The sequence below is a fragment of the Paraburkholderia franconis genome (genome assembly GCF_009362735.1).
Classification (GTDB): Bacteria; Pseudomonadota; Gammaproteobacteria; order Burkholderiales; family Burkholderiaceae; genus Paraburkholderia; species Paraburkholderia franconis.
This window is the reverse complement of record NZ_WHNP01000045.1, coordinates 21,760-45,475: the sequence shown is the minus strand read 5'-3', so window position 1 is coordinate 45,475 and position 23,716 is coordinate 21,760. Positions and strand designations below refer to the sequence as shown.

At 60.6% G+C, this 23,716-nt stretch carries 20 protein-coding genes and 1 pseudogene; 10 read left to right on the top strand and 11 right to left on the bottom strand.

Annotated elements, in window-relative coordinates:
* The first annotated feature begins 38 nt into the window (after positions 1-38).
* The 4 genes from GCT13_RS32920 (at position 39) to GCT13_RS32905 (ending at position 3,916) form a co-directional block, all read left to right on the top strand.
* Positions 39-770, top strand: a complete 732-nt coding sequence (locus GCT13_RS32920; protein WP_152765394.1) for a MotA/TolQ/ExbB proton channel family protein — start codon at positions 39-41, stop codon at positions 768-770.
* A gap of 15 nt (positions 771-785) precedes the next feature.
* The gene (locus GCT13_RS32915) at positions 786-1,205 is read left to right on the top strand and encodes an ExbD/TolR family protein (RefSeq protein ID WP_152765391.1); all 420 of its coding nucleotides are present in this window, start codon (positions 786-788) and stop codon (positions 1,203-1,205) included.
* A gap of 422 nt (positions 1,206-1,627) precedes the next feature.
* A complete protein-coding gene (locus tag GCT13_RS32910) occupies positions 1,628-1,867 on the top strand; it encodes a GlcG/HbpS family heme-binding protein (RefSeq protein ID WP_321574782.1) in 240 nt (79 codons plus the stop codon).
* Between the two features lie 825 nt (positions 1,868-2,692).
* The gene (locus GCT13_RS32905; RefSeq protein ID WP_152765388.1) at positions 2,693-3,916 is read left to right on the top strand and encodes a S53 family peptidase; all 1,224 of its coding nucleotides are present in this window, start codon (positions 2,693-2,695) and stop codon (positions 3,914-3,916) included.
* Between the two features lie 1,275 nt (positions 3,917-5,191).
* On the opposite strand, the gene GCT13_RS32900 is transcribed toward GCT13_RS32905, so the two are convergent.
* The 4 genes from GCT13_RS32900 to GCT13_RS32885 form a co-directional block, all read right to left on the bottom strand.
* Positions 5,192-5,755, bottom strand: a complete 564-nt coding sequence (locus GCT13_RS32900) for a cytochrome b (protein ID WP_152765438.1) — start codon at positions 5,753-5,755, stop codon at positions 5,192-5,194.
* A 32-nt stretch (positions 5,756-5,787) separates the two neighbouring features.
* The gene (locus GCT13_RS32895) at positions 5,788-6,108 is read right to left on the bottom strand and encodes a hypothetical protein (protein WP_227747126.1); all 321 of its coding nucleotides are present in this window, start codon (positions 6,106-6,108) and stop codon (positions 5,788-5,790) included.
* A 141-nt stretch (positions 6,109-6,249) separates the two neighbouring features.
* Positions 6,250-7,074, bottom strand: coding sequence for a fumarylacetoacetate hydrolase family protein (locus tag GCT13_RS32890; protein WP_227747125.1), 825 nt, complete (start codon positions 7,072-7,074; stop codon positions 6,250-6,252).
* A gap of 188 nt (positions 7,075-7,262) precedes the next feature.
* On the bottom strand, positions 7,263-8,549 hold the full coding sequence (locus GCT13_RS32885) for an MFS transporter (RefSeq protein ID WP_152765379.1): 1,287 nt from the start codon (positions 8,547-8,549) through the stop codon (positions 7,263-7,265).
* Positions 8,550-9,185: 636 nt separating this feature from the next.
* Between GCT13_RS32885 and GCT13_RS32875 the strand changes: the two genes are divergently transcribed.
* Positions 9,186-10,238, top strand: coding sequence for a LacI family DNA-binding transcriptional regulator (locus tag GCT13_RS32875; RefSeq protein ID WP_152765374.1), 1,053 nt, complete (start codon positions 9,186-9,188; stop codon positions 10,236-10,238).
* Positions 10,239-10,289: 51 nt separating this feature from the next.
* Here GCT13_RS32875 and GCT13_RS32870 read toward each other — a convergent pair whose 3' ends face one another.
* The 6 genes from GCT13_RS32870 to GCT13_RS32845 all read right to left on the bottom strand — a co-directional run bounded on the left by GCT13_RS32870 (position 10,290) and on the right by GCT13_RS32845 (position 17,110).
* The gene (locus GCT13_RS32870; protein WP_152765371.1) at positions 10,290-11,231 is read right to left on the bottom strand and encodes an electron transfer flavoprotein subunit alpha/FixB family protein; all 942 of its coding nucleotides are present in this window, start codon (positions 11,229-11,231) and stop codon (positions 10,290-10,292) included.
* Between the two features lie 27 nt (positions 11,232-11,258).
* Positions 11,259-12,008, bottom strand: a complete 750-nt coding sequence (locus GCT13_RS32865) for an electron transfer flavoprotein subunit beta/FixA family protein (protein WP_152765368.1) — start codon at positions 12,006-12,008, stop codon at positions 11,259-11,261.
* An 83-nt stretch (positions 12,009-12,091) separates the two neighbouring features.
* Positions 12,092-12,934: a 3-hydroxybutyryl-CoA dehydrogenase gene (locus GCT13_RS32860; protein ID WP_152765365.1), complete on the bottom strand. Its 843-nt coding sequence runs from the start codon at positions 12,932-12,934 to the stop codon at positions 12,092-12,094.
* Positions 12,935-12,946: 12 nt separating this feature from the next.
* The gene (locus GCT13_RS32855; protein WP_152765362.1) at positions 12,947-14,608 is read right to left on the bottom strand and encodes an electron transfer flavoprotein-ubiquinone oxidoreductase; all 1,662 of its coding nucleotides are present in this window, start codon (positions 14,606-14,608) and stop codon (positions 12,947-12,949) included.
* 69 nt (positions 14,609-14,677) lie between these two features.
* The gene (locus tag GCT13_RS32850) at positions 14,678-15,916 is read right to left on the bottom strand and encodes a CaiB/BaiF CoA transferase family protein (protein ID WP_152765358.1); all 1,239 of its coding nucleotides are present in this window, start codon (positions 15,914-15,916) and stop codon (positions 14,678-14,680) included.
* A gap of 6 nt (positions 15,917-15,922) precedes the next feature.
* A complete protein-coding gene (locus GCT13_RS32845) occupies positions 15,923-17,110 on the bottom strand; it encodes an acyl-CoA dehydrogenase (protein ID WP_152765355.1) in 1,188 nt (395 codons plus the stop codon).
* Positions 17,111-17,241: 131 nt separating this feature from the next.
* Here GCT13_RS32845 and GCT13_RS32840 point away from each other — a divergent pair, with 131 nt between their 5' ends.
* Positions 17,242-18,198: a LysR family transcriptional regulator gene (locus GCT13_RS32840; protein WP_152765352.1), complete on the top strand. Its 957-nt coding sequence runs from the start codon at positions 17,242-17,244 to the stop codon at positions 18,196-18,198.
* A 41-nt stretch (positions 18,199-18,239) separates the two neighbouring features.
* Here GCT13_RS32840 and GCT13_RS32835 read toward each other — a convergent pair whose 3' ends face one another.
* Positions 18,240-19,409 (bottom strand): porin, encoded by a 1,170-nt coding sequence (locus tag GCT13_RS32835; protein WP_152765350.1) that lies wholly within the window; start codon positions 19,407-19,409, stop codon positions 18,240-18,242.
* Between the two features lie 452 nt (positions 19,410-19,861).
* Here GCT13_RS32835 and GCT13_RS32830 point away from each other — a divergent pair, with 452 nt between their 5' ends.
* The 4 genes and pseudogenes from GCT13_RS32830 (at position 19,862) to GCT13_RS50630 (ending at position 23,573) form a co-directional block, all read left to right on the top strand.
* The gene (locus GCT13_RS32830) at positions 19,862-20,815 is read left to right on the top strand and encodes a C-terminal binding protein (RefSeq protein WP_152765341.1); all 954 of its coding nucleotides are present in this window, start codon (positions 19,862-19,864) and stop codon (positions 20,813-20,815) included.
* Between the two features lie 39 nt (positions 20,816-20,854).
* Complete coding sequence (locus tag GCT13_RS32825) at positions 20,855-21,880, top strand: phosphotransferase family protein (protein ID WP_152765339.1); 1,026 nt, start codon at positions 20,855-20,857, stop codon at positions 21,878-21,880.
* A gap of 93 nt (positions 21,881-21,973) precedes the next feature.
* A complete protein-coding gene (locus tag GCT13_RS49690; RefSeq protein ID WP_227747124.1) occupies positions 21,974-22,513 on the top strand; it encodes a PAS domain-containing protein in 540 nt (179 codons plus the stop codon).
* Between the two features lie 117 nt (positions 22,514-22,630).
* Positions 22,631-23,573, top strand: a pseudogene (locus GCT13_RS50630) (methyl-accepting chemotaxis protein).
* The last annotated feature ends 143 nt before the right edge of the window (positions 23,574-23,716 follow it).

Here is a 23,716-nt window from a genome sequence, read left to right as displayed (position 1 = left end):
TCGGCTGCGACGGGTTTCAACGAAGACAAGGAATTGCCATGCAGACCTACGGTATTGCCCATGTCTGGGCACAAGGGGATTTCGTCACGCGCGGCATCGCGATGGCACTGCTGATCATGTCGGTGCTGTCGTGGAGCGTGATCGTCATCAAGAGCTGGAACGTCATGCGTCTCAAGCGCCTGACGAAAGACGCCGAACAGGCGTTCTGGCATTCGGACGACTTCAATGACGGCGTGAAGAAGCTCGGCAGCGATACGTTGTCGCCGGCTGAAAACCCATTCCTCGCGCTCGCGCTGTCGGGCCAGGAAGCCGCCGACCATCATCATCAGACGCAACCGCATCTGCACGACCGCATGGATGTGTCGGACTGGGTCACGCGCTGCCTGAAGGACACGATGGACGACAGCATCGCGCGCATGCAGAGCGGCCTCGCGATTCTCGCGTCGATCGGCAGCACCGCGCCGTTCGTCGGCCTGTTCGGCACGGTGTGGGGCATCTATCACGCGCTCCTGACCATCGGCGCGACGGGCCAGTCGTCGATCGATCAGGTCGCGGGCCCCGTCGGTGAGGCGCTCATCATGACGGCCTTCGGTCTCTTCGTCGCGATTCCCGCCGTGCTCGGCTACAACGCGCTCACGCGCGCCAACAAGGCACTCGTCAGCAAGCTGAGCCGCTTCGCTCACGGCCTTCATGCGTTCTTCGTGACGGGCGCGCGCCTGTCGTCGACGAAGCGCGGAGACGGTCTTCGGCTCGCGTCCCGCGCCAACTAAGCAGGAGGCATAGCGATGGCAATGAGCCCCTTCGCCGGCGACGATGACGACGGCCTCATGAACGAAATCAACATGACGCCGCTCGTCGACGTCATGTTGGTTCTCCTGATCGTCTTCATGGTGACGATCCCGGTGATCCGCCACGCGGTGAAGATCGACCTGCCGCACGCGAGCAGCCAGAAGGAAGACACGAAGCCGGCGCAGGTGACGGTGTCGATCGACGCCGACGGCAACGTGCTGTGGGACGACCAGAAAATCTCCGACGACGCGCTGCAGGCGAAGATCGCCGCGGCTGCGCAGCAGAATCCGCAGCCGGAGCTGCATCTGAGCGCGGACCGCAAGGTTGCATACGAGAAGGTGGCGGACGTGATGTCGGCGGCCCAGGCGGGCGGTCTGACGAAAATGGGCTTCGTCACCGTCCCCATGCAGAGATGACCGCTACGAAATGTGGACTAGTCGTCCTCTAGCACGTCGCGTGAACAGGCTTGAAAAATGTTGTGCTGGGAGCGGGCGGACTTATGGCGAGAAGGGTCGTCAATATCGCTTTATCGAAGTCATCGATATCCCGAGACGCGCGCTCCGCTCCAAACTCGAATCACGGTACGTAGGCTGCACCATCCTCTCGACGAGCGCGCTTTCGTCGTTTCGATGTACGGGCCTCGTGTACCTGTCGTAACGCGCGTGCATTGCGCCATTCGCACACATCGAATATCGACTGCCCGATATTGAACCCAGACCAGTCATTCTCTGTCGCGGCGTGAGTGACAGAGATGGGTCGATCAGCGACGCTCGCGGCCCACGCCCTGAGCGCCTAGCGTACGAAAAAATCCTTTTATTGACGGCACCCCGACGTCGCCATCGACAAGGCATGGACTGCCGCGTCATTCGGCATGGCCACGCACCAATGGAATCAGTACATGGCCGAACCTACCGTTGCCCCGCTGGCGCACCATCCGCGGCTGATGCCGGTCGGCGGCGGCGTACCCATCTTTCACGAAGGGCGTCTGGTCGGGGGCATCGGTGTTTCCGGCGGAACATCCGTTCAAGATCATGAGGCCGCTGAGGAAGCACTGCGTAACGCAGGGTTTCTGCAATAAACCGTGTGCTACCCATGAGGCGCCGGCGCGGATGACCGGATCACTTCGATACCTGCCGTTGAAGCTGTGGCGGCTCAAGCGGCGGTTCAGGGTCGCATTCGCATTTGTGGAACCTCGGATGCGTCGGCCCATCCAGCCGGATGGGCCGCTGTTTATTGAAACCGCGTCAAAGCGGGGGCTCTATGCCGCAACATGATGAGTGGGAATGTTGGCTGCCCGGCTGCAGGCCGTCGTTCGCGCGCCGGTCACTCCGCTGTTCTGACGAGCGCCATCCCGATGCGCTCATCGGTCAGGTAACCCGCAAACCGATATGAAAGTGATTGTGCCGTACCAGGAATCTGGTCGGGCTCAAAGCAACACTGACGAACTTCGTACGCGGTCATGCAAGTGACAACGGATCCTGCAAACGCCGCACCCGTCAATTTCCAAGTACCACACGCGTTTGAGCCAGCCTTGCCAGGCGAGCCTTTGAAAGGCAACGCGGACTTGGGTGCCTACTTATTTCTGTCGACACATGCACCGCGTCTCTCCCGTTTGGACAAGGCGGGACGAGTCACGGGCGCGAAGTGCGCGCTATCACACACCCTCGAGCGCACCGTCATCCGTAAGATTGCCACTGCACGGATTCGATCGCAGGAGGATCGACATCACAAGGGACTACGCGAGGACGGTGACAACTTTGCGACTTCTGTGAGTGCGGCGGCTGATGACAACCCCGTTCTCACCACCGCTGCCCTCAGGTGGCCGGCTCTAAAGTTGGAGCGGCAAAAGCCGTTATAACTGATGGTGCTGCGTTGACGACTTGATTAGCGAGGAGATCAAAGGATGAAGAACCGTTTGTTGTCGTCGATGTTGATAACGACCGTGTGCATACCCGCCTTCGTGTCCACTTTTGCGCTCGCCCAGGGCGACGGACAATCTTCATCGTACGTCGAAGGCACCCGTGTGCCGAAGGGCTTTGCGCGCCCGCCTTTTCACGTCAACAAGGCACATCGTGCCTCCGCCACGTCCGTTGTTGGAATGACGCCGACGTCGATACGGCACGCGTACGGCTTCGACACTATCGCGAACCAGGGCGACGGCATGGTGATCGCGATTGTCGACGCGTACGACGACCCGAAGATCGAGTCGGATCTGGGTGTATTCAACTCGACCTTCTCACTGCCTCCCTGTACCACCGCGAACGGCTGCTTCAAGAAGATCTACGCGAGCAGCAGCAGGCTTAGAACCGATTCGGGCTGGTCGCTTGAAATATCGCTCGATGTCGAATGGGCGCACGCGATCGCGCCGAACGCGAAGATCATCCTGGTCGAGGCCGCATCGAACAGTTTCAGCGACTTGATGAAGGCCGTCGACGTTGCCGTCAAAAATGGTGCGTCCGTTGTCTCGATGAGCTTCGGCGGCGTTGAGTTCAGCTCGGAAGGGAGCTTCGACGGCCATTTCAGCGCGAGTTCAGGCGTCACCTTCGTCGCATCGTCGGGCGACAGCGGCAATGGTGTGGAATACCCGGCGGCGTCGCCGTACGTCGTGTCAGTTGGCGGCACAACACTATCCTCCGACGCGTATGGCAACTACGTCGGTGAAACCGCCTGGAGTGGCAGTGGTGGCGGGGTGAGCGCCTACGAGCCGGAGCCGTCCGGGCAGGCAGCATGGCCTGTTCCGTATGCGGGCCACCGTGGCATTCCCGACGTGAGCTACAACGGCAATCCGTATTCGGGATTTGCGGTTTACGACTCGGTCACCTATCAAGGTCAATCAGGCTGGTTCCAGCTCGGTGGCACCAGTGCCGGCGCACCGCAATGGGCAGCACTGTTCGCCATCGCCAATTCGATGCGTGCGGCGGCGGGCAAATCGCACCTCGACAGTACGTACAACCGGCTCTATACGGCCGGACAATCGGAGTATGGGGGCGACTACCACGACGTGACGACTGGCAACAACGGCACCTGCGGTGCGGTCTGCAACGCTAGTGGCGGATACGACTATGTGACGGGCCTGGGCTCTTCACAAGCACTGAATTTGGTTCAGGCACTCGCTAACCAACCGTGATCCGTCTGCGCCGTGTCTATCAATCTGGTTCCCGTCACATTGAGGTGCCCCCCGAAACCTGGGCGCGAACCTCTCGGGGCTCCGTGACCAGCCAACCACTTCCGGGCGGGATGCGCCATTCGGGCGAGTTTCGCTGCCATCACGCGAGAACGAGGCGAAGCGTTATTCACCAATTCGCCTCGGTTCGACGCGGTATCCCTCTCGGTCTCGCCCCTGAAGTGAGGCATCGACTGGCACGACCGTCGAGACGGTCGGCCGCGTCGACGCTGTATGGCGTAAAGCCGCTGTTCCGATCCCAGGTAACGGCCGCTTTGCCTTTGATAGCCGTCATCTCCCGCGTGACGCGTTGACGGTCAGCTTTGGGGTCGTCACGCGTCTGTCGCACTGCCCGTAAAGCGTTGTGTCGGCTTGCTCCTCGGTGAACGAAGGCTTGGACGGCGGCGAATGGTCTTGTAACGCTGTTATTGAACTACGCTTTTGATCGCCACAGCGGGGGTTCCTCACCTAACTGTCCCATAGCGATCCGAAACCGTGCGTCGCGTCGCAGGCACTGACGATCGCCCCGCAGTTGCCGCGATTGACCCCGCCAGGTAAAAAGTTTGGATGGTGGTTCCGTCGTAGTCCGCATTCTCTGCCGACGTATTGCTGGCGCAGCCGGGTACGAAGAAGCATGCGGCTGACGGTTAGTTGCAGACGAGATGGGCACACCCGTTTAAGGGGGCAACGGCTTCGATATGCTTCACGTCTGAAGGGGAATCACTGATTCGAAGACGCGCAACGCAACGCAATTGCGGTGCATGTCGGCAAGCACGATTGCGACGTGAGGAATACTCCTCAACAGACAATTTTTGGCAAGAACCTCACCACGATCGACACAGCGGCGGGGCCGGGTTCCGTCAGGGAGTCCAAAACACCAACGTGTGACCGGATTCTGATTGCCGATGGGCCCGTAGCGCGACACCAGCTTGTAATTTCACGCTCGTAGACTTTCGAAACCCGTCAGCGCACGATATGCACTACTTAGTATTAGGTCAGAACGTTGCTAGTTTCGCTCTATGTCAAGTCAACCGCATAGACTTCAACATTTCGGGACGCATGCGAAGACACTTACAGCGCTCTCACGGTAAAAGAGTGTTATGCATTATCCGGCAAAAGAAAAAACGCCCAGCGAATGCCAGGCGAAAGCTCGCGGCGCGCGAACGGATGGAGCACTGATATTTTGATCTCGCACGGGCAACAGCTTGTGGATGCAGACCAACCCGTGGAAGACAGCTACTACCGTTCGTCCGCCCTGCGTCCCCCTCGCCCCGAAGGCAACATCGATTCAAGGGAGTCGCTACGGTCGATGAAGTAATGCTTGAGCGCCATCAACACGTGGCCGCAGACCAGAATGGCAATCGCATAAGCCAGATAGATATGCATCTGCTTGAAGATTGGCGCAAGCGCGGGGGTCTTGTCCATCAATGGCGGCAAGAAGAACAGTCCGGCAACGGGAATCTTGAACCCGGCCGCCGAACTCCAGAGCCATCCCGACAACGGTAGTGCAAGCATGCAGACATAAAGCAACAAGTGTCCAAAACGTGCCGCGGCACGCTCCAGCGTTGGAACACCGCACGACGCCTCGGGCGCGCCGTGCACAAGCCGCCACGGAATCCGCGCGGCCAGCAAAAACAGCGTGATCGTCGCGATCGACTTGTGCAGCATGATGCTGTCACTCCGGATCTTCTGCGGCAGGCTCAGGGTGCTGGAATAGTACCCCGCGATCCATGCGCAGATAATCACGACGGCCATCGTCCAGTGAAGCGCCTTCGCAATGGACGTGTATTGTCTCCTTTCCATTTCTACTCCTTGATGGTTCAACCGGGCGTGATTCAATTCGACGACGCAGGCACTGCGGGAGTCGCTTTCTGAGGCGCGGACTTGCGCTCGGCATTGAGGAGATTCTCGGGATACTGCTCAGGCGCTGCCTGTGGCCCATAGCCATTTCGCTGCAGTTTCTTCAGTTCGGTGTTCCTGACCTGCCGGGCCTGCTTTCGCTCGGCCTGTCTCTGCGCCTTGAGTGCCTGCTTCTGGGCCTTGCTGTCGGCTTTGCTCTCGGCCTTGCTCGCAGACGCCGCTACCGCCGCGGTATCCGGCGTGCGTTGCACAGGCGCGCTTGCGAGCTCAGCCTGCGCCTGCGCCGCGAACGGCATGACGGATACGAGCAATGCTGCGACCCAACGTCGTGAACCTTTCTGCACCATGATCTCCTCTGTGAAATGTTGTAGATTTCTGCCCACTACAAATTCCAGACCCGTGATAACGCCGAGCCTGTTCCTTCAACCACACGGCAATCAGCCGCCTGATGGCGCAACGCATTTCACACGCTGGACGCCCAATCCGTCGATGCCCGCTTCCACAACGTCGCCCGGACACAGGTAGCGCCCGTAGTGGCTGCCGAGCCCGGCCGGCGTGCCGGTGCATATCAGGTCCCCGGGCTCCAGCCGTATCGAGTTCGAGAGCCAGGCAATCTGCTCGCCGATGGTAAAAATCATGTCGCCGGCAACCCCGTCCTGCATCACGGCGCCGTTCAGACGCAGCCATAACCCGAGGGCCGACACGTCGGCGATCCCCCATGCGGGGACCATCCGGGGTCCGACCGGAAGCCACCCAGGACGCGATTTCGATTGCAGCCAGTCGGTAGCGAGCGCGGGGACATCCTGTCGAAAGACGCGATCGCGCAGCGTGAGGTCGTTGACAATGCAATAGCCCGCAATGCAATCGAGCGCATCTTCTGGCGCGACATGCGCCACACTCTTGCCGATCACGACCCCGATCTCCACTTCCCAGTCGAGTGTCTTGACGTCGGGCGAAATCACCAGCGGATCGTCAGGACCCGATACGCACGCCGGACCTTTGAGGCAGATGTAAGGCGCACCATCGCGACGCCGCGCCTCGATGGCGTTTAGCAATGCGTCCCGGCGCGCGGCGGCGCCCGGACCCTGCGGACCATCGTCGGCATCGAGGGCGGCTTGCAGAAGCTGGCTTCGGTAGTTGCCGATCGTGCAATACACCTGTCGCGGCGCGACGGGCGCGTGCATTCGAAAGCTCGCGAGCGGCACACCCTGCGTCCCAATTGCATCGGCGGTCGCAGGGTCGGTGCAGATCGCCTTGAGCAAAGCCGAGTTCGCCTCCCACTCGCGCATGAAGCGCTCGATGCAATCCGCCCCGCGCAAGCCCAGCTGCGCCCAGTGGGTCAACGCAAGTGCACGCGTGTCGATCGACAGTGCGGGGAACGGACGGCAATGCGCAATTGAAACGTTGACGAGAACGGGCAGCATGGCAGTGGTCGTTTCGCTGGATCGGATCATGCGTCGCCGTTGCGCGCGATGACGGTACCGACACGGTCCGGCGTGGACTGTACCTGCGCCTGCGCCTCATCGCGGCGCTTGCGCGGTGCGGTTTCAATGAGGAAGAACGCAACGGCAGCGCCTGCGGCCAGGCTATACAGCGCGAAATCGAGCGTGCACGCAAGTCCGAAATGCTGCGCGATGAACCCGGCGATGACGGGCGCGACCCCGCCGCCAAACGTCTCACCCACGCCGGACACGAAACCGATCGTCGAAGCGATGAGCCCGGCGGGCGCCGCCTCTGTCGCGACAGGGCCGCTCAACAGACTCAACAGCCCCATCGAAAACAGCGCGACACCAAACAGCAAAACGAACAGCAGAACCGGATTGGGACCCGTACACGAAAACAGATAGAGAAGGACCGCTGCACAGACGAATCCGATCAAGGCCGTCGGCCGGCGACCGATGAAGTCCGACAAGCCCGCAAGCGCGAAGCACCCGATGAAACCGCCGAAACCGACCGCCGATGCGACAAATCCCATGCTCCGCATGTCGAGATGAACGACGGAAACCAGATAGGTCGGCACCATCGCGCCGATCACGAAGATCCCGCTCATCGCGCACAGAATCGCGACGGTTGCGATGGTGACGTTGCGGCTGGCAAAGAGCGCAGTCCAGCGCGGACGTTCGACGGGTTCGCGCGAAATGCTGATCGCGGACGCATCGCGATCGCGCACGCAACGCCAGATCAATGCCGCAACGATCAGACCAGGCACCGCCGACAGCGTGAACACCCAATGCCAGTTAGGTACGATCTGAAGCAGCTGCGTGGCGACGATAGGCGCAAAGCCGAGACCCATCAGCGGAATCATGCTGATCTGAATGCCCTGATTCAGTCCGCGGCGGGCGGGCAGCGACGCCTCGCTGTTCGCGGCGATACTCGCTGGCGTAAATGCGCCTTCGGCAATTCCCATCGCCGCCCGCAACAGCAGCAGACTGATAAAGCCCGTCGCGAACCCGGAAAGACTCGACAACAGAGAGAACGCGATCATCGTCGTCACCAGTATCTTCTTGCGACCGATGCGGTCCGCAAGCGGCCCCATCGCGATCGACCACAGCCCCCAGGCGACGCCGAGTATTCCCACGAGGCTGCCCAGCTGCGAATAGTTCAGCCCCAGATCGCGCATGATATGAGGGAAAAGCGGCGCGAGCAGCCATCGATCAAAGCCCACCAGTCCAAACCCTATACCGAGGAGCGCGAGTGTTCTGCGCTCGTAGCCGACGTCGTGTCGAGGGGCATTCATTGTGCTGTCTCCTTGTATTGCATCTATTGAGTCGTGGTTCAGGGCGACGCTGTCGAGGCGACCACCCTCGACGCTACCGATTGGAAAGCGTCGATTTCGCGTGTCTGATTTCCGGTGGCGAAACGCTCCATCTGCCGTCGCCGTGCTGAAAGAAGAAAATCGTGAAGGGGCAAACCGACGCCGGCGATACGACCCGCACACACCGGCTCCGTCCGAGCCTCGCCGGCCATACGCGACTGACCTCCAGCGAGGAAATGGCATTTCGTCCAAACCACTTCTCGACATGGAACCGCAAGGAACCTTCGTCAACCATCGCTTCGTCTCCTCTCGGCAGGCAACCCGCCGGATCGCCGCGGCGCTCGCGTTTTTCATGCGCTAACGTTAGCACTATGTTAATCGCAGAAACAAGGACAGTCAAATTAATATGGCTATCTATTAGCGCATACGTTAGCATTTGAAGGTGGAGAATTTCGGGGAGCTATTCGACCGACAAAGTTGGCTGCAGCGCTCCCTGCCGACAACTGCCCGCCCGAAGCCGCGGCGGCGCATTCGTCTATCAAAGCGAGCCAGTACCGGGGCCGGCAATACCCGGAAGCGTTGTGCTATCGTTATAAAAAAGCCTTCCATGGACATCTTATGGTCACGATCAAAGACATCGCCGCGCGTCTGCAGGTTTCGCCTTCCACAGTAGGACGTGCGCTTGCGGACGACCCTCGCATCAGCGCAGCCACGAAACAGAAGGTGAGCGAGGTGGCGGAAGAGATGGGTTATGTGGCCAACCTGGCCGCGCGCATGATGAGAGGCGTGTCGAGCAACCTCATCGGCCTCGTTCTGCCGGACATCCGCAATGGTTTTTACGCGACCATCGCCCATGCGCTGTCGAAGTGCCTGCAGGGCGCGAGATATCAGCTGGCCCTGTCGGAAACCGACGACGACCGGATGGTCGAGTTGCAGAGCATCCGTGAACTCGCCAGCGCGAATGTCGCGGGAATCATCATCGTGCCGACCGCAAAGCCTCACCGTGAAACAGTCCGGTTGCTCAAGCTGTCGCCGCATGTCCAGTTGCTGCGCAAACATGCCGCGATCGGCGACCAGTGGTTCGGCATTGACGATACACAGGCAATCTTCGAGGCGACCAGTCATCTCGTGCAATTGGGCCATCGAAGGATCGGCTATATCGGTGGCACCGACGATCTGCCTACGGGTTCGGCACGTTTGAAGGGTTATCACAAGGCACTGCCGGGAGGGGAATCGGCGGACCCCGCCCTCGTTCAGCTCGGTGCGCCGGGCGATGCGGACTTCGGCCTCAATGCAACGCGCCGACTGCTTGCACTGCCGAAACGTCCGACGGCCATCGTCGCCGGTTCGGTCCAGATGACTCAGGGCATCCTCGAAGAACTGACGGCACAAGGCATGCGGGCTCCAGATGACCTATCGGTCGTCGGATTCGGCGATGAGCTTGGATTCCGCTGGTGGGGCCCGGGACTGACTACGGTCGGACTTCCCGTCCACGAGCTAGCCACCGCGTGCGGGCTCTGGTTCGTACATCAAATCCGCCAGCGTTCGGCCAGCGCCGCACCGTATACGTCGATCTCGCCCGCCACACTCATCTTGCGAGGCAGTACCCGCAAGCACGGACCGGCCGCAAAGACCTCGGTGCGCGCTTCGGTACGTGGAGCAACGGTTTAAGGCGTCATCCTGTGTCGTCGTTGTGCCGGCAGCACCTTCATGCATCTAACGCTAGTCGTCGGCCAGATGTTCGACGAGTTCGGGCACGACACTGAACAGATCGCCAACAAGACCGTAATCCGCGACGCTGAAAATCGGCGCCTCTTCGTCCTTGTTGATCGCGACGATCACCTTCGAGTCCTTCATGCCCGCAAGGTGCTGAATCGCCCCCGAGATGCCGACCGCGATGTACAGCTGCGGCGCGACGATCTTGCCCGTCTGGCCGACCTGATAGTCGTTCGGCACGTAGCCCGCATCGACGGCTGCGCGCGATGCGCCCATCGCGGCGCCGAGTTTGTCGGCGAGTGGTTCAAGCACTTTCGTGTAGTTCTCGCCGCTGCCCAGACCCCGGCCGCCCGATACGATGATGTTCGCCGACGTCAGTTCCGGACGGTCCAGCTTCGTCACTTCGCGGCTCACGAACTGCGAGATGCCGGCATCGGCTGCAGCTTCGATCTTCTCGACCGAGGCGCCGCCGCCTTCCGCCGCCACCGGGTCGAAACCCGTCGCACGCACCGTGATGACCTTGATCGGATCGGCCGATTGCACGATCGCAATCGCATTGCCTGCGTAGATCGGCCGCTCGAACGTGTCCGCGCTATCGACGGCCGTAATGTCGCTGATCTGCGCGACGTCGAGTTTCGCGGCGATGCGCGGCGCGATGTTCTTGCCGTAAGCCGTCGCGGGCGCGAGGATGTGCGAATAGTCCTTCGCGATGTTCAGTACCGTCGTCTCGACGTTTTCCGCGAGGCCTTCCGCCAGTTGGGGCGCATCGGCGAGCAGTACCTTTGCGACGCTCGCAATCTTCGCAGCCGCATCCGCAGCCGCCTGTGCGTTGTGTCCTGCGACCAGCACGTGAATGTCGCCGCCGATCTTCTGTGCAGCGGCCACCGTGTTCAGCGTCGCGGCCTTGATCGACGCATTGTCGTGTTCAGCAATTACCAGAATCGTCATTTCATTCGTCTCCGCAATGTCCGTCGATCAAGGCACCTTCGCTTCGGTCTTGAGCTTGTCGACCAGCGTCTTCACGTCCGGCACCTTGACGCCAGCCGAGCGCTTCGGCGGCTCGCTGACTTTCAGCGTCTTCAGACGCGGCGTCACATCGACGCCCAGCTCTTCGGGCTTCACGGTTTCAAGCGGCTTTTTCTTCGCCTTCATGATGTTGGGCAGCGTCACATAGCGCGGCTCGTTCAGGCGCAGATCGGTCGTTATGACAGCGGGCAGTTTCAGCGACAGCGTTTCCGCACCACCATCCACTTCCCGCGACACCGTCGCCTTGCCATCAGCCACGACGACCTTCGATGCGAAAGTAGCCTGCGGCAGGCCCGCCAGCGCGGCGAGCATCTGGCCCGTCTGGTTGGAATCGTCGTCGATCGCCTGCTTGCCCAGGATCACCAGCGAAGGCTGTTCCTTGTCGACCAGCGCCTTCAGCAGCTTGGCGACAGCCAGCGGCTGCAGGTCTTCATTCGATTCGATCAGGATCGCGCGGTCCGCGCCGATCGCCAGCGCCGTGCGCAGCGTTTCCTGGCACTGCGTGACGCCTGCCGACACCGCGATCACTTCGCTAGCCACGCCCGCTTCCTTCAAACGCACGGCCTCTTCAACAGCAATCTCGTCGAACGGATTCATCGACATCTTCACGTTCGCGAGATCGACGCCCGTGTTGTCCGACTTCACGCGGACCTTCACGTTGTAGTCAACCACTCTTTTGACTGGAACAATGATCTTCAAGCTGTCTCTTCCTCAATATTGAACTCTTCATCGATAGAACATGGCCTCGGGATGACCACGCAATCGGCTCCGCACCGAAGCGGTCAATAGCTGAAAAAACCTTGACCACTCTTTCGCCCGAGATAGCCAGCGTCCACCATTTCCCTGAGCAACGGCGCCGGGCGATACTTTGAATCGTTGAAATCGCGATACAGCACGTTCATGATCGCGAGCATCGTATCGAGTCCGATCAGGTCCGCCAACGCCAACGGCCCGATCGGATGATTCGCGCCGAGCTTCATGCCCGCATCGATCTCCGCGGCGCTCGCGAGATCCTGCTCAAGAACGAAGATCGCTTCGTTGATCATCGGTATCAGGATGCGATTGACCACGAATCCCGGCGAGTTCTTCACGCAAATGGGCTGTTTGCCGATGCGTTTCGCAAGGTCGACGGTTGCATCGAACGTGGCATCGCTGGTGCGAAGACCGCGGATGACTTCAACCAATGCCATCACAGGAACGGGATTGAAGAAGTGCATCCCGATGAAGCGTGTCGGGTCCGCGAGCGTTGCACCCAATCGGGTCACGGACACCGACGATGTGTTGGTTGCGATGACCGCTCCCGGGCGGACGATGTCATCCAGCTTCCTCAGAAGATCTTCCTTGATCTGAACGTTTTCGGTCGCTGCTTCGATCACTACATCCGCTTCAACGAGTTCAGCCAGCACTGCGCTCGCCCGTATTCTTTGCAGCGCGGCCTTTGCTTCGTCCGAAGTCGATTTTCCTTTCGACACCATCCGCGCAAGATTCCCCGCGATGCTTTCGATACCGCGCGCGGCCGCTTGCTCATCGAGGTCAATGAGAATCACGTTCAAGTCGGCCACAGCGCAAACCAACGCGATGCCGCGGCCCATCTGCCCTGCCCCAATGATTCCAATCGTTTTCATATCAGCCTTGAATCACATGTTCGGATAGTTCGGACCGCCGCCGCCTTCCGGCGTGACCCACACGATGTTCTGCGTCGGGTCCTTGATGTCGCACGTCTTGCAGTGCACGCAGTTCTGCGCGTTGATCTGCAGGCGGTCTTCCTCGTTTTCCCTGACGAATTCATACACGCCGGCCGGACAGAAACGTGCTTCCGGGCCAGCGTAGGTCTGCAGATTCACCTTCACCGGCAACGACGTGTCTTTCAGCGTCAGGTGCGCAGGCTGGTTCTCTTCGTGGTTCGTGTTCGAAATGAACACCGATGAAAGACGATCGAACGTCAGCTTGCCGTCCGGGTTCGGATACTCGATCGGCGTGCACTGCGATGCGGGCCTGAGCATCTCGTGATCCCAGTGCTGGTGATGCAGCGTCCACGGCACGTTGCCGCCCAGCAGCTTCTGCTCGATGCCGACCATCAGCGTGCCCAGGTACAGGCCCTTGCTCATCCACTGCTTGAAATTGCGTGCCCGGTACAGTTCGTTGTGCAGCCACGACGTCTTGAACGACTCCGGGTAGGCGGTGAGTTCATCGTTTTGGCGGCCAGTCTGGACGGCATCGAATGCGGCGTCGGCGGCGAGCATGCCCGTCTTGATCGCCGCGTGCGAACCCTTGATCCGCGAGGCGTTCAGGAAGCCCGCATCGTCGCCGACGAGCGCGCCGCCCGGAAACACGAGCTTCGGCAGCGACATCAGCCCGCCCGCCGTGATCGCGCGCGCGCCATATGACACACGCTTGCCGCCTTCGAGGAACTTGCGGATTTCTAGGTGCGTCTTGTAGCGCTGAAACTCTTCGAACGGCGACAGATACGGATTCGAATAGCCAAGGCCAACGACAAAGCCCACCATCACCTGGTTGTTGTCCGTGTGATAGAGAAACGAGCCGCCGTAGGTCTGCGTATCGAGTGGCCAGCCGGCGGTGTGGATCACCAGACCCGGCTTGTGCTTCGACGGATCGATCTCCCACAGCTCCTTGATGCCGATGCCGTACACCTGCGGATCGGCGCCGTCGCGCAGCCTGAACCTGTCCGACAGCTGACGGCCCAGATGCCCGCGCGTGCCTTCGCAGAACAGCGTGTACTTCGCGTGCAGTTCCATGCCGAGCTGGAAGTTCCCGGTCGGCTCGCCGTCCTTGCCGATGCCGAGGTTGCCCGTGGCGACGCCCTTGACCGAGCCGTCGTCGTTGTACAGCACTTCAGCCGCCGGAAAGCCCGGGAAAATCTCCACGCCCAGCGCCTCGGCCTGCTCGCCGAGCCAGCGCGTGACGTTCGCGAGGCTGATCACGTAGTTGCCGTGATTCTTGAAGTTGTCGGGCAATGCCCAGTTCGGCACCGATTTCGCGCCCGTTTCGTTCAAAAACAGGAAGCGGTCTTCCGTGACCTCGACATTTAAAGGCGCGCCCTTTTCTTTCCAGTCCGGGATCAGCTCATTGAGCGCGCGCGGGTCCATCACCGCGCCCGAGAGGATATGCGCCCCGATTTCCGAGCCTTTTTCGAGCACGCAGACGCCGATTTCGACGCCTTGTTCCGCGGCACGCTGCTTCAGGCGAATGGCCGCCGACAGGCCCGCCGGGCCGCCGCCGACGATCACCACGTCATATTCCATCGACTCGCGCGGGCCACCAGTTTCGGGGAAATTCATCTATCAGGATTCCAGTCTGATACAGCGCATGCGCATTCAACATCGTGCAACGTCGCGATACGCGACCGTCTACAGCCGTTCTTTAACTCGCGATTCGTCAGCGTCCGCCGCATCCATATCGAGCCAGTCCCGAAGGACCTCCGTCATATGCTGACCCAACGTCGGCGGCGAATGACGGTATTGCACCGGCGACTCCGACATACGGATCGGATTTGCAACCAGCGCCACATGCGTGGCCAACGGGTGCTGCATCTCGATGCGCACGTTGCGCGACCGCACCTGCGGGTCCTCGAACACCTGGCTCAGATCGTTGATCGGGCCACACGGCACGCCCGCCGCCTCCATCAAGGCGATCCATTCACCCGTCGCGCGCGATACCGTAACGCTGCGAATCATCGCGATCAGCTCGTCCCGGTACTTCACGCGCTGCGCGTTGCCGGCAAAGCGTGCGTCCCTGGTCCATTCCGGCTCACCCAGTGCCATGCAGAGACTTGCGAACTGACCGTCGTTGCCGACCGCGATGATCATGTGGCCATCGGCGGTCGGAAAGTCCTGATAGGGCACGATATTCGGATGCGCATTCCCGATACGACGCGGCACCACGCCGCCCACGAGATAATTCGTCGCCTGATTGGCAAGACAGGCAACCTGCACGTCAAGCAATGCGAGATCGATGTGCTGCCCCACGCCCGAGCGCTCGCGACGAGCGAGTGCGGCGAGGATCGCCACTGTCGCATACAGTCCTGTCGTGATGTCCGTCAGCGCAACACCGGCCTTCAACGGACCTTCTCCTTCCGTGCCATCCGCGCGACCCGTCACACTCATGAGCCCGCCCATGCCCTGAATCAGGAAGTCGTAGCCGGCGCGTGAAGCATAAGGACCGGTCTGTCCGAATCCCGTAATCGAGCAGTAGACAAGGCGCGGATTCAGTTCCTTGAGGCTCGCGTAATCGAGTCCATACTGACTGAGTCCGCCGACCTTGAAATTCTCGATCAGCACGTCTGCCTTGCTGACCAGTTCTTTCACGAGGCGTTGCCCATCCGGCTGGCTCAGATCGATCGCCACCGACCGCTTGTTGCGGTTGGCGCACAGATAGTAAGCGGACTCGCCAGTCGGCTCGCCATCGGCATCGTTCAGCCACGGCGGTCCCCATGCACGCGTGTCGTCGCCGGCACCAGGCCGTTCGATCTTGACGACATCGGCGCCGAGATCGGCCAGCAACTGGCTGGCCCACGGACCGGCCAGCACGCGCGAAAGATCGAGTACGCGCAGACCGTCGAGCGCCCCTTGATTCGAAGTTGCGTTCATGGCCGATCAGAACGCTGCAATGCCGGTGATCGCCCGGCCAAGAATGAGCGCGTGAACATCGTGTGTGCCTTCGTATGTGTTGACCACTTCCAGATTCACCAGATGCCGCGCAATGCCGAACTCGTCGCTGATCCCGTTGCCGCCGAGCATGTCGCGCGCAACACGGGCGATATCGAGTGCCTTGCCGCACGAGTTGCGTTTCATGATCGATGTAATCTCGACGGCGGCCGTGCCCTCGTCCTTCATGCGCCCGAGCCGCAGACAGCCCTGCAGCCCAAGCGCGATTTCCGTCTGCATGTCGGCCAGCTTCTTCTGGATCAGCTGGTTCGCCGCGAGCGGCTTGCCGAACTGCTTGCGATCGAGAACATACTGACGCGCCCGATGCCAGCAGTCTTCCGCCGCACCCAATGCGCCCCAAGCGATCCCATACCGCGCACTGTTCAGACAGGTAAAGGGCCCCTTCAAACCACGGATATCCGGAAACGCGTTCTCTTCCGGGCAGAACACATCATCCATCACGATCTCACCCGTGATCGACGCGCGCAAGCCGACCTTGCCATGTATCGCGGGCACGGAAAGTCCCTTCCATCCCTTCTCGAGTACGAAACCCCGGATCGCGCCTTCGTCGTCCTTGGCCCAGACGACGAACACATCGGCGATCGGACTGTTCGTGATCCACATCTTGTTGCCCGCCAGCAGATAGCCGCCATCGACCCTCTTTGCACGCGTGATCATGCCGCCCGGATCGGAACCGTGATTCGGTTCGGTCAAGCCAAAGCAGCCGATCCATTCACCTCGTGCGAGTCGGGGCAGATACTTCTGCCGCGTCGCTTCATTGCCGAACGCGTTGATCGGCACCATGACGAGAGACGACTGCACGCTCATCATCGAGCGGTATCCGGAATCGACCCGTTCAACTTCGCGCGCGACGAGGCCGTAGCAAACGTAGTTCAGACCTGCACCGCCGTAGCTCTCGGGGATCGTTGCGCCCAGCAGGCCAAGCTCCCCCATCTCGCGAAAGATGTCGATGTCGATGTGTTCACGTCGGAAGGCCTCGAGCACGCGCGGCGCAAGACGCTCCTGACAATACGCATGAGCCGATTCGCGCACGAGGCGCTCCTCCTCCGTCAACTGCTGATCCAGCAGCAACGGATCGTCCCATTGAAACGACGACGATTTTTGCTGTGCACTCATTTCGTACTCTATACAAGATTGGGTCGAAGTGAATTTACAGGCATGTTTTCGCGATCTCAAACGATTTGTTCGCACTGACCTGTGCGAAAATCGCACAGGTCAGTCAATCCATCACCATGCGAGTAACGAGCATGCGCAGAAAGATTCCTTCGACGGCGGCGCTATCGGCATTCGAAACGGCCGCTCGCCATCAGAGTTTCACCAAGGCGGCGGACGAACTCGCTGTGACCCAAAGCGCGATATGCCGCCAGATCGGCTCGCTGGAGGATTTTCTCGGCGTGAAGCTGTTCAGGCGCGACCGGCGCGGCGTCAGCCTCACGGAGGCGGGTGTGATCTATAGCCGCAAGGTCGCATCGCGACTGGACGAAGTGGAACGCGACACGCTGGAGCTCATGGCCAAGGGCGGCCATGGCGGATCGCTGGAACTCGCCGTCGTCCCGACGTTCGCGACAAAGTGGCTGTTGCCGCGAATCCCCGATCTCAATGCAACATGTCCGGACATCAACATCAATCTTACGGTTCGCACGCGGCCATTCCTGTTCGAGGACACGGAGTTCGACGCGGCGATTCACGCTGGCGCGACGATATGGCCGGGAACGGAAGGCACCTTCCTGATGCGTGAAAGCCTGATCGCCGTATGCAGCCCAAAGCTGATCGCACCACGCGTCAGGCTGACTGCGGCGGACTGGCGGCGCTACCCGCTCCTGCAACAGAGTACGCGCCCATATGCATGGCGGGACTGGTTTGCGTCGCGCGACATGCAGGTTGAAGGCGATATGTCGGGGCCGAGATTGGAACTGTTTTCGATGCTCGCCGAGGCGGCGATTCACGGTATGGGCATCGCGCTTATTCCGCGCCTGCTTATCGAGGACGAACTGCAGCGCGGCGCATTGATCCAGGCGGCGGCTCACGAGTGTCCGAGCAATCGGTCCTACTACCTCATCTATCCGGAGCGCAAGGCCGATAATGCGGCATTGACGGTATTCCGGGCCTGGATCACCGCCCAGGCGCAGCAATACTGCCCGCCCATGGGACTCGGCGGAGCGGTTGCGCCAGCCTTTCAGGTCGACGGTTTCCGCGACGGGTGAGTCATGCAAAGCAAGAACACCACCCGCCCGCGTTCACGACGTCAGAACTTCACGCGCAAGCCGGCGCTTGTCAGGAACTGCTTGCTGGTCGACGACGGACCGCCGCTGCCGCCGATAAACGCGCCGCTGAAAATCGTCCCCGCCGCCCCTGTCACATGCTGATATTCAGCCATCAGATAGACGTCCGTGCGTTTGGACAACGAATACGATGTCATCAGATTGAACTGGTTCCAGCGCGGCTTCGCATGCAGCGAGGCGTTCGAATACGAGCCGTCCGTGAAGGTGTACGACGCGGCCACTACCCACGCAGGCGTGATCAGATAGCGAACGTTCGCTTCGTAGTTGTCGAAGGTCAGGTCAGTGGGCGATCCAGTGGGCGCCGGAGCAAGCGTGCTGCCGCGATACACGGCTGTCGTATCGTCGTAACGCGAGTGACTCCACACCAGCCCTAGCGTCGCCGGACCGATCACATACGCGGCGCCGACGCCCCACACCTGCTGGCGCGCCGCATGAAACGTCGCATCTCCCGAGGTCGATGAGCCGTCGAGCGCGCCCGCTGCGCCGTCCCCCGGATTGTCGATGCGCATATACGCCGCGCTCAGCGTGAAGGGACCGTGGTTATAGGTCGCCCCCGCACTGAACGCGCGATTGTCCGCGAAATCGCCCGCCTTGTTCGAGAAGGCGTACAAGCCGCCGAACTTGAGCCCATCGATATCGGCGCTCGCATATTTGACGGCATTGTCGAGCCGGAAGAAATCGCCGAAGTTATCGTTGTCCATCGGATGCATGAATTCGAGCCCACCGACAAAGCTTTGCGCGAGACTTCGCGGCGCAAGATAGTCGACGACCGAATCGTACTGTCGACCCAGCGTGACCGCGCCATATGAACTGGACATGCCGACCCATGCCTGGCGGCCAAACAGACGCCCGCCTTGCTGAAGACCACCGTTGGTACCGGTAAAGCCGTTCTCGAGCTTGAAGATCGCCTGCAGCCCGCCGCCCAGATCCTCGCTACCCGTCACCCCCCAACGATTGCCAACGATGTTGCCCGACGAAGCAAATACATTGCTGTGACCCGCGCCAGTTGCCGTGCGCTGATTGCTCACGTATGACACGCCGTTATCGATCAGCCCATAAAGGGTGACCGAACTCTGCGCGTGCGCCGCTACGCCGATGCAGCCACAAATCGCGGGTACAAGAAGCCTCTTCATTCCTTTGTCTCCTGCCAGTCGTCATATTCAGGTTTGTTCTTACATCGCGCTACACCTTCGGGGCGCGGCATCGAGCACCGCACAGCAACGACACATGACGTTCAACGGATATTTCTCTGGTCCGCTGCTGCTTCCCTTCCGTTCCTGTCGTACCAATCGTTCGAGTCTCGCCACAGGACTCTTCCCGGCGGGCAAATCAAGCCCTGACACGATTTCTTTTAGCGCGAACGTTAGCATTGACGATGCGGAGTCTAGTTGCCGATTTTTTACGTGTCAATCAGGTTTTCGGCCCATCAATCAGGCGTCTTAGTGAGGTCACTTCATATCAACCGGGAAATCCCGGGCGATCGTCAGCTTGGCATTGCGCATATGTCGTGCTAACGTTAGTGCAAATACGGCACGCGATTGCGCACGTAGCAGCAGCACTTCCTTCCAACATCAGGTTCAATCCAATGATCGATACCGTCTTCCTGACCGACTACGCATGGCCCGACGACAGCGTTGAGCGAGAGATCATCGAGAGCGCCGGCATGCGGCTAATAAGCGGGCCGGCTGCACCTCTGCCCGCGTCCGACATCGAAGCGATGGTGCAAGAGCATCGCCCTTCTGCCATCCTCACCTGCTGGGCGCCCGTGTCGGCCAAAGCCATCGAGGCCTCATCGCGGCTGCGGATCGTTGCAAGGCTTGGCGTGGGCCTGGATAACATCGCCGTGGACGCCGCCACCGCATGCGGTATCCTCGTCACGAACGTGCCGGACTACTGTGTCGAAGAAGTCTCCGATCATGCCGTCGGTTTTGCGCTCGCATGGACACGCGGGCTGGTGCTTTTTGATCGTGAGGTGCGCGCTGGATGCTGGTCTCCCGCCGATGCCAGACTGCGCCGCCTGGGCACGCTAACTTGCGGGCTCGTCGGTTTCGGTCGCATTGCTCGCGCAACGGCCCGCAAGCTCGGCGCCTTCGGCTGCCGGCTCCTCGCTTACGATCCCTTCCTGCAAGCGGACGTGCCAGGCGTGCACGCCGTTGAACTTGATGAACTTCTGACGAATAGCGACATCGTGATCGTGCACGCGCCACTCACGAAAGGAACGCAACATCTGATCAACCGCGAGCGGATCGCGCGCATGCGTCACGGCAGCCTGCTGATCAACGTCAGCCGCGGCGGCATCGTCGATACCCTTGCCGTCATCGAGGCGCTGCAAAGCGGCCAGCTGTCGGCGGCAGCACTGGATGTACTTGAATCCGAGCCCCTGGTGCCGGCTGAACTGCTGCGTGAGCGAGGCGCCATGTTGACGCCGCACGTCGCATTCTCTTCAGACGCATCGTTGCTGGAGCTTCGCAGGCGGGCGGCTGAAGAAGTGGTGCGGGTATTGCGCGGCGAAGCACCACGCAATCCCTGCAACCTGTGACAGCGTAACCGGATTCAACTGTTCTACTTCAAAGCACCCATGATGACGCAATCAAATAGCCCTGACCCGCAACTCGACGCATTTCTCGTTGACCACGATCTCGCGCGCAGGGACGAAATAGTCACCTGGCATCCACTGACGGGCGGCGTTTCGTCCGACATCTGGCGCGTCGATCTTTCAGCAGGCTCGCTATGCGTGAAGCGCGCACTGTCCACGCTCAGGGTATCGGCATGTTGGGAGGCGCCCATATCACGCAACGCAGATGAATGGGCCTGGATGGAATTCGCGGCACGGCACTGCCCCGACAACGTGCCGGCTCCTCTCGCACACGACGACAGGCTCGGCGTATTCGCGATGTCGTTTCTTGCGCCGGCCGCGCACCCCGTATGGAAGCAGCAACTGATGGCCGGCCATGTCGAGCCCGAAACGGCTCGCGCAGTAGGACGCCTGATCGGCCATCTGCACGCAGTCAGCGCCGATGACGGGGAGCTTAGGGAGCGCTTCGACACGCTCGAGAACTTTCAGGCTTTACGTCTCGAGCCCTATCTGATCGCCACGTCGAAACGCCATCCGGTGCTCGCATCGAGGCTTCAGCATCTGGCGCAGCGAACGGCAATCATACGGACTGCACTCGTGCACGGCGACGTCAGCCCGAAGAACATCCTGGCCGGTCCGAAGGGACCCGTATTGCTCGATGCCGAATGCGTATGGTTCGGCGATCCCGCTTTCGACCTGGCATTCTGCCTCAATCATTTGCTGCTCAAATGCCTGGTTCGTCCGGACCGGCAGGACGCGCTCATCGCATCATTCAAGGCGTTGACGGAAGCCTATTTCGACAAAGCGGACTGGGAGTTGCGCGCCACGCTCGAAGCGCGCACGGCAGAACTCTTGCCCGCGTTGCTCCTCGCGCGGGTCGACGGTAAATCACCGGTGGAGTATCTGACCGACGAGGCGCAACGCGATCACGTTCGCGCGGTCGCCAGCCGATTGCTGCTGCAGCCGGTCGAGTACCTGTATCAGGTGGCAGAGGCATTCAGGCAGCAGATCTCGTCGCGACAGGGCTGACGCATAGCGGGTCGCGACTCCGCACGCCGTCACCGGTGCACGGCGGGCCATTGGTGACGGCGGCGAACAATAAAGTCATGGAGACCGGCAACGATGTGGCCAGAGCGGCGGATCACCACCAATGTCGAATATGTACTCGACGATTCCATTGCAATGATTTCGAAGGGCGATCTCGACGGCAAGATCACCTACGTCAACCGGGATTTCGTCAAGGTGAGCGGATACAACGAGGACGAGGTGCTTGGCGCGCCGCAAAGCATCCTCGCCGATGGTCAAACACCCAGCGAGGTATTCGAGGACTTCCTTCGGACAGTCAAAGGAAACCGCACATGGACTGGCGTTACCAAGGGTCGCCGCAAGAACGGCGATTACTTCTGGGTGCACATGACCGCTGCACCGATCTTCAAGGAACACAGAATTGCCGGATTCATCACGATACGCAGCAAGGCAACGCCCGAGATGATCGGCGAAGCGGAGCAGGCGTATGCGGCGATGCGCGACGGCCGCAAGGACCTCGAACTCGACGAAGGGCGAATCGTGAAACGGCCCGCCTTTCGGGTATTGAAGGTTTTCACGAAGCTCTCGTACACAGCGAGAATGCATGCGCTGGCGGCGCTCGCCATTTCAATCTAAGCAGCCAATCTTGCCACATTCGCGTTCGGCAGCGGCCCGCCTCGCATCTGCGAGCCCGCGTCTTGCGCAATCGGCATCGCAGTCTCCCTGACTTTCCCTTTGGTGCTGCATCGCGGAATGACGAAGCCGCTCGCGCAACTCAAACGTCATATCGACGACATGGGTGAAGGCAACCTGTCCAACATCATCGAGACGCATCGCAGCGGTGAAGTCACTCAGGTACTGCACGCACTACGTATTCTTCAGATCAACCTCAAGCTTCTGGTGTCGCAGATTCAGGAAACCACCGATCTTGTCAAAGACGGCGCGACGACGATCGCCACAGGCAACGCGGACCTTTTCGCGCGCACCGAAGCGCAAGCCGCATCGCTCGAACAGGTCACGGCATCCATGCGCGAACTGATCGACGCGGTCACGGCAAACGCGGAAAACGCCCGGCAGGCAAACGCGCTTTCGACGGCGGCCTCCGAAATCGCCAGCGACGGCAGGCGTGCCGTCAGCGAAGTCATTGGCACGATGCGCTCGATCAAGGACAGTTCCTGCAAGATCGTCAACATCATCGCCGTGATCGACAGTATCGCGTTCCAGACCAATATTCTGGCGCTTAACGCGGCAGTGGAAGCGGCACGCGCAGGCGAACAGGGACGTGGATTCGCAGTCGTCGCCAGCGAGGTGCGCAATCTCGCGCGCCGTTCCGCAAACGCCGAAGGAAATCGCGACGCTCATCGGCAATTCCGTGGCCAGCGTTGAGGCGGGCGGCAAGCTCGTCGACGCTGCCAGCACGACGATTACGGACATCGTCGCATCGGTCGAGCGTGTCATCGCGTTTATGCGCGATATTTCGATGGCGAGCCAGGAGCAAAGCCTCGGGATAGGGCAGGTCAATGATGCAGTGAAGCAAATGGAAGCAATGACGACTCAGAATGCGTGTCTTGCTGAACATGCCGAAAACGAGTCGCGCGTGATGCGCACTCAGACGCTCAAGCTCGCAGAGCTCGTCGGGTCATTTCGGCTTTTGAACGCCAGCTGGCAGGCGCGAGACGCGTTGGACGAACGGTAGCTTCAACCACGGCCGCCGCCGTCGCGCATCGGCGCCCTCTCCTCGCAGGCCTGCTAACGTTCGCCCTTTCTAGGCATCTAACAGCAGCCGCACGCGGAGAGCAGCCACTTTGAGAACGACAAATCTTCCGTAAATCCGCTATT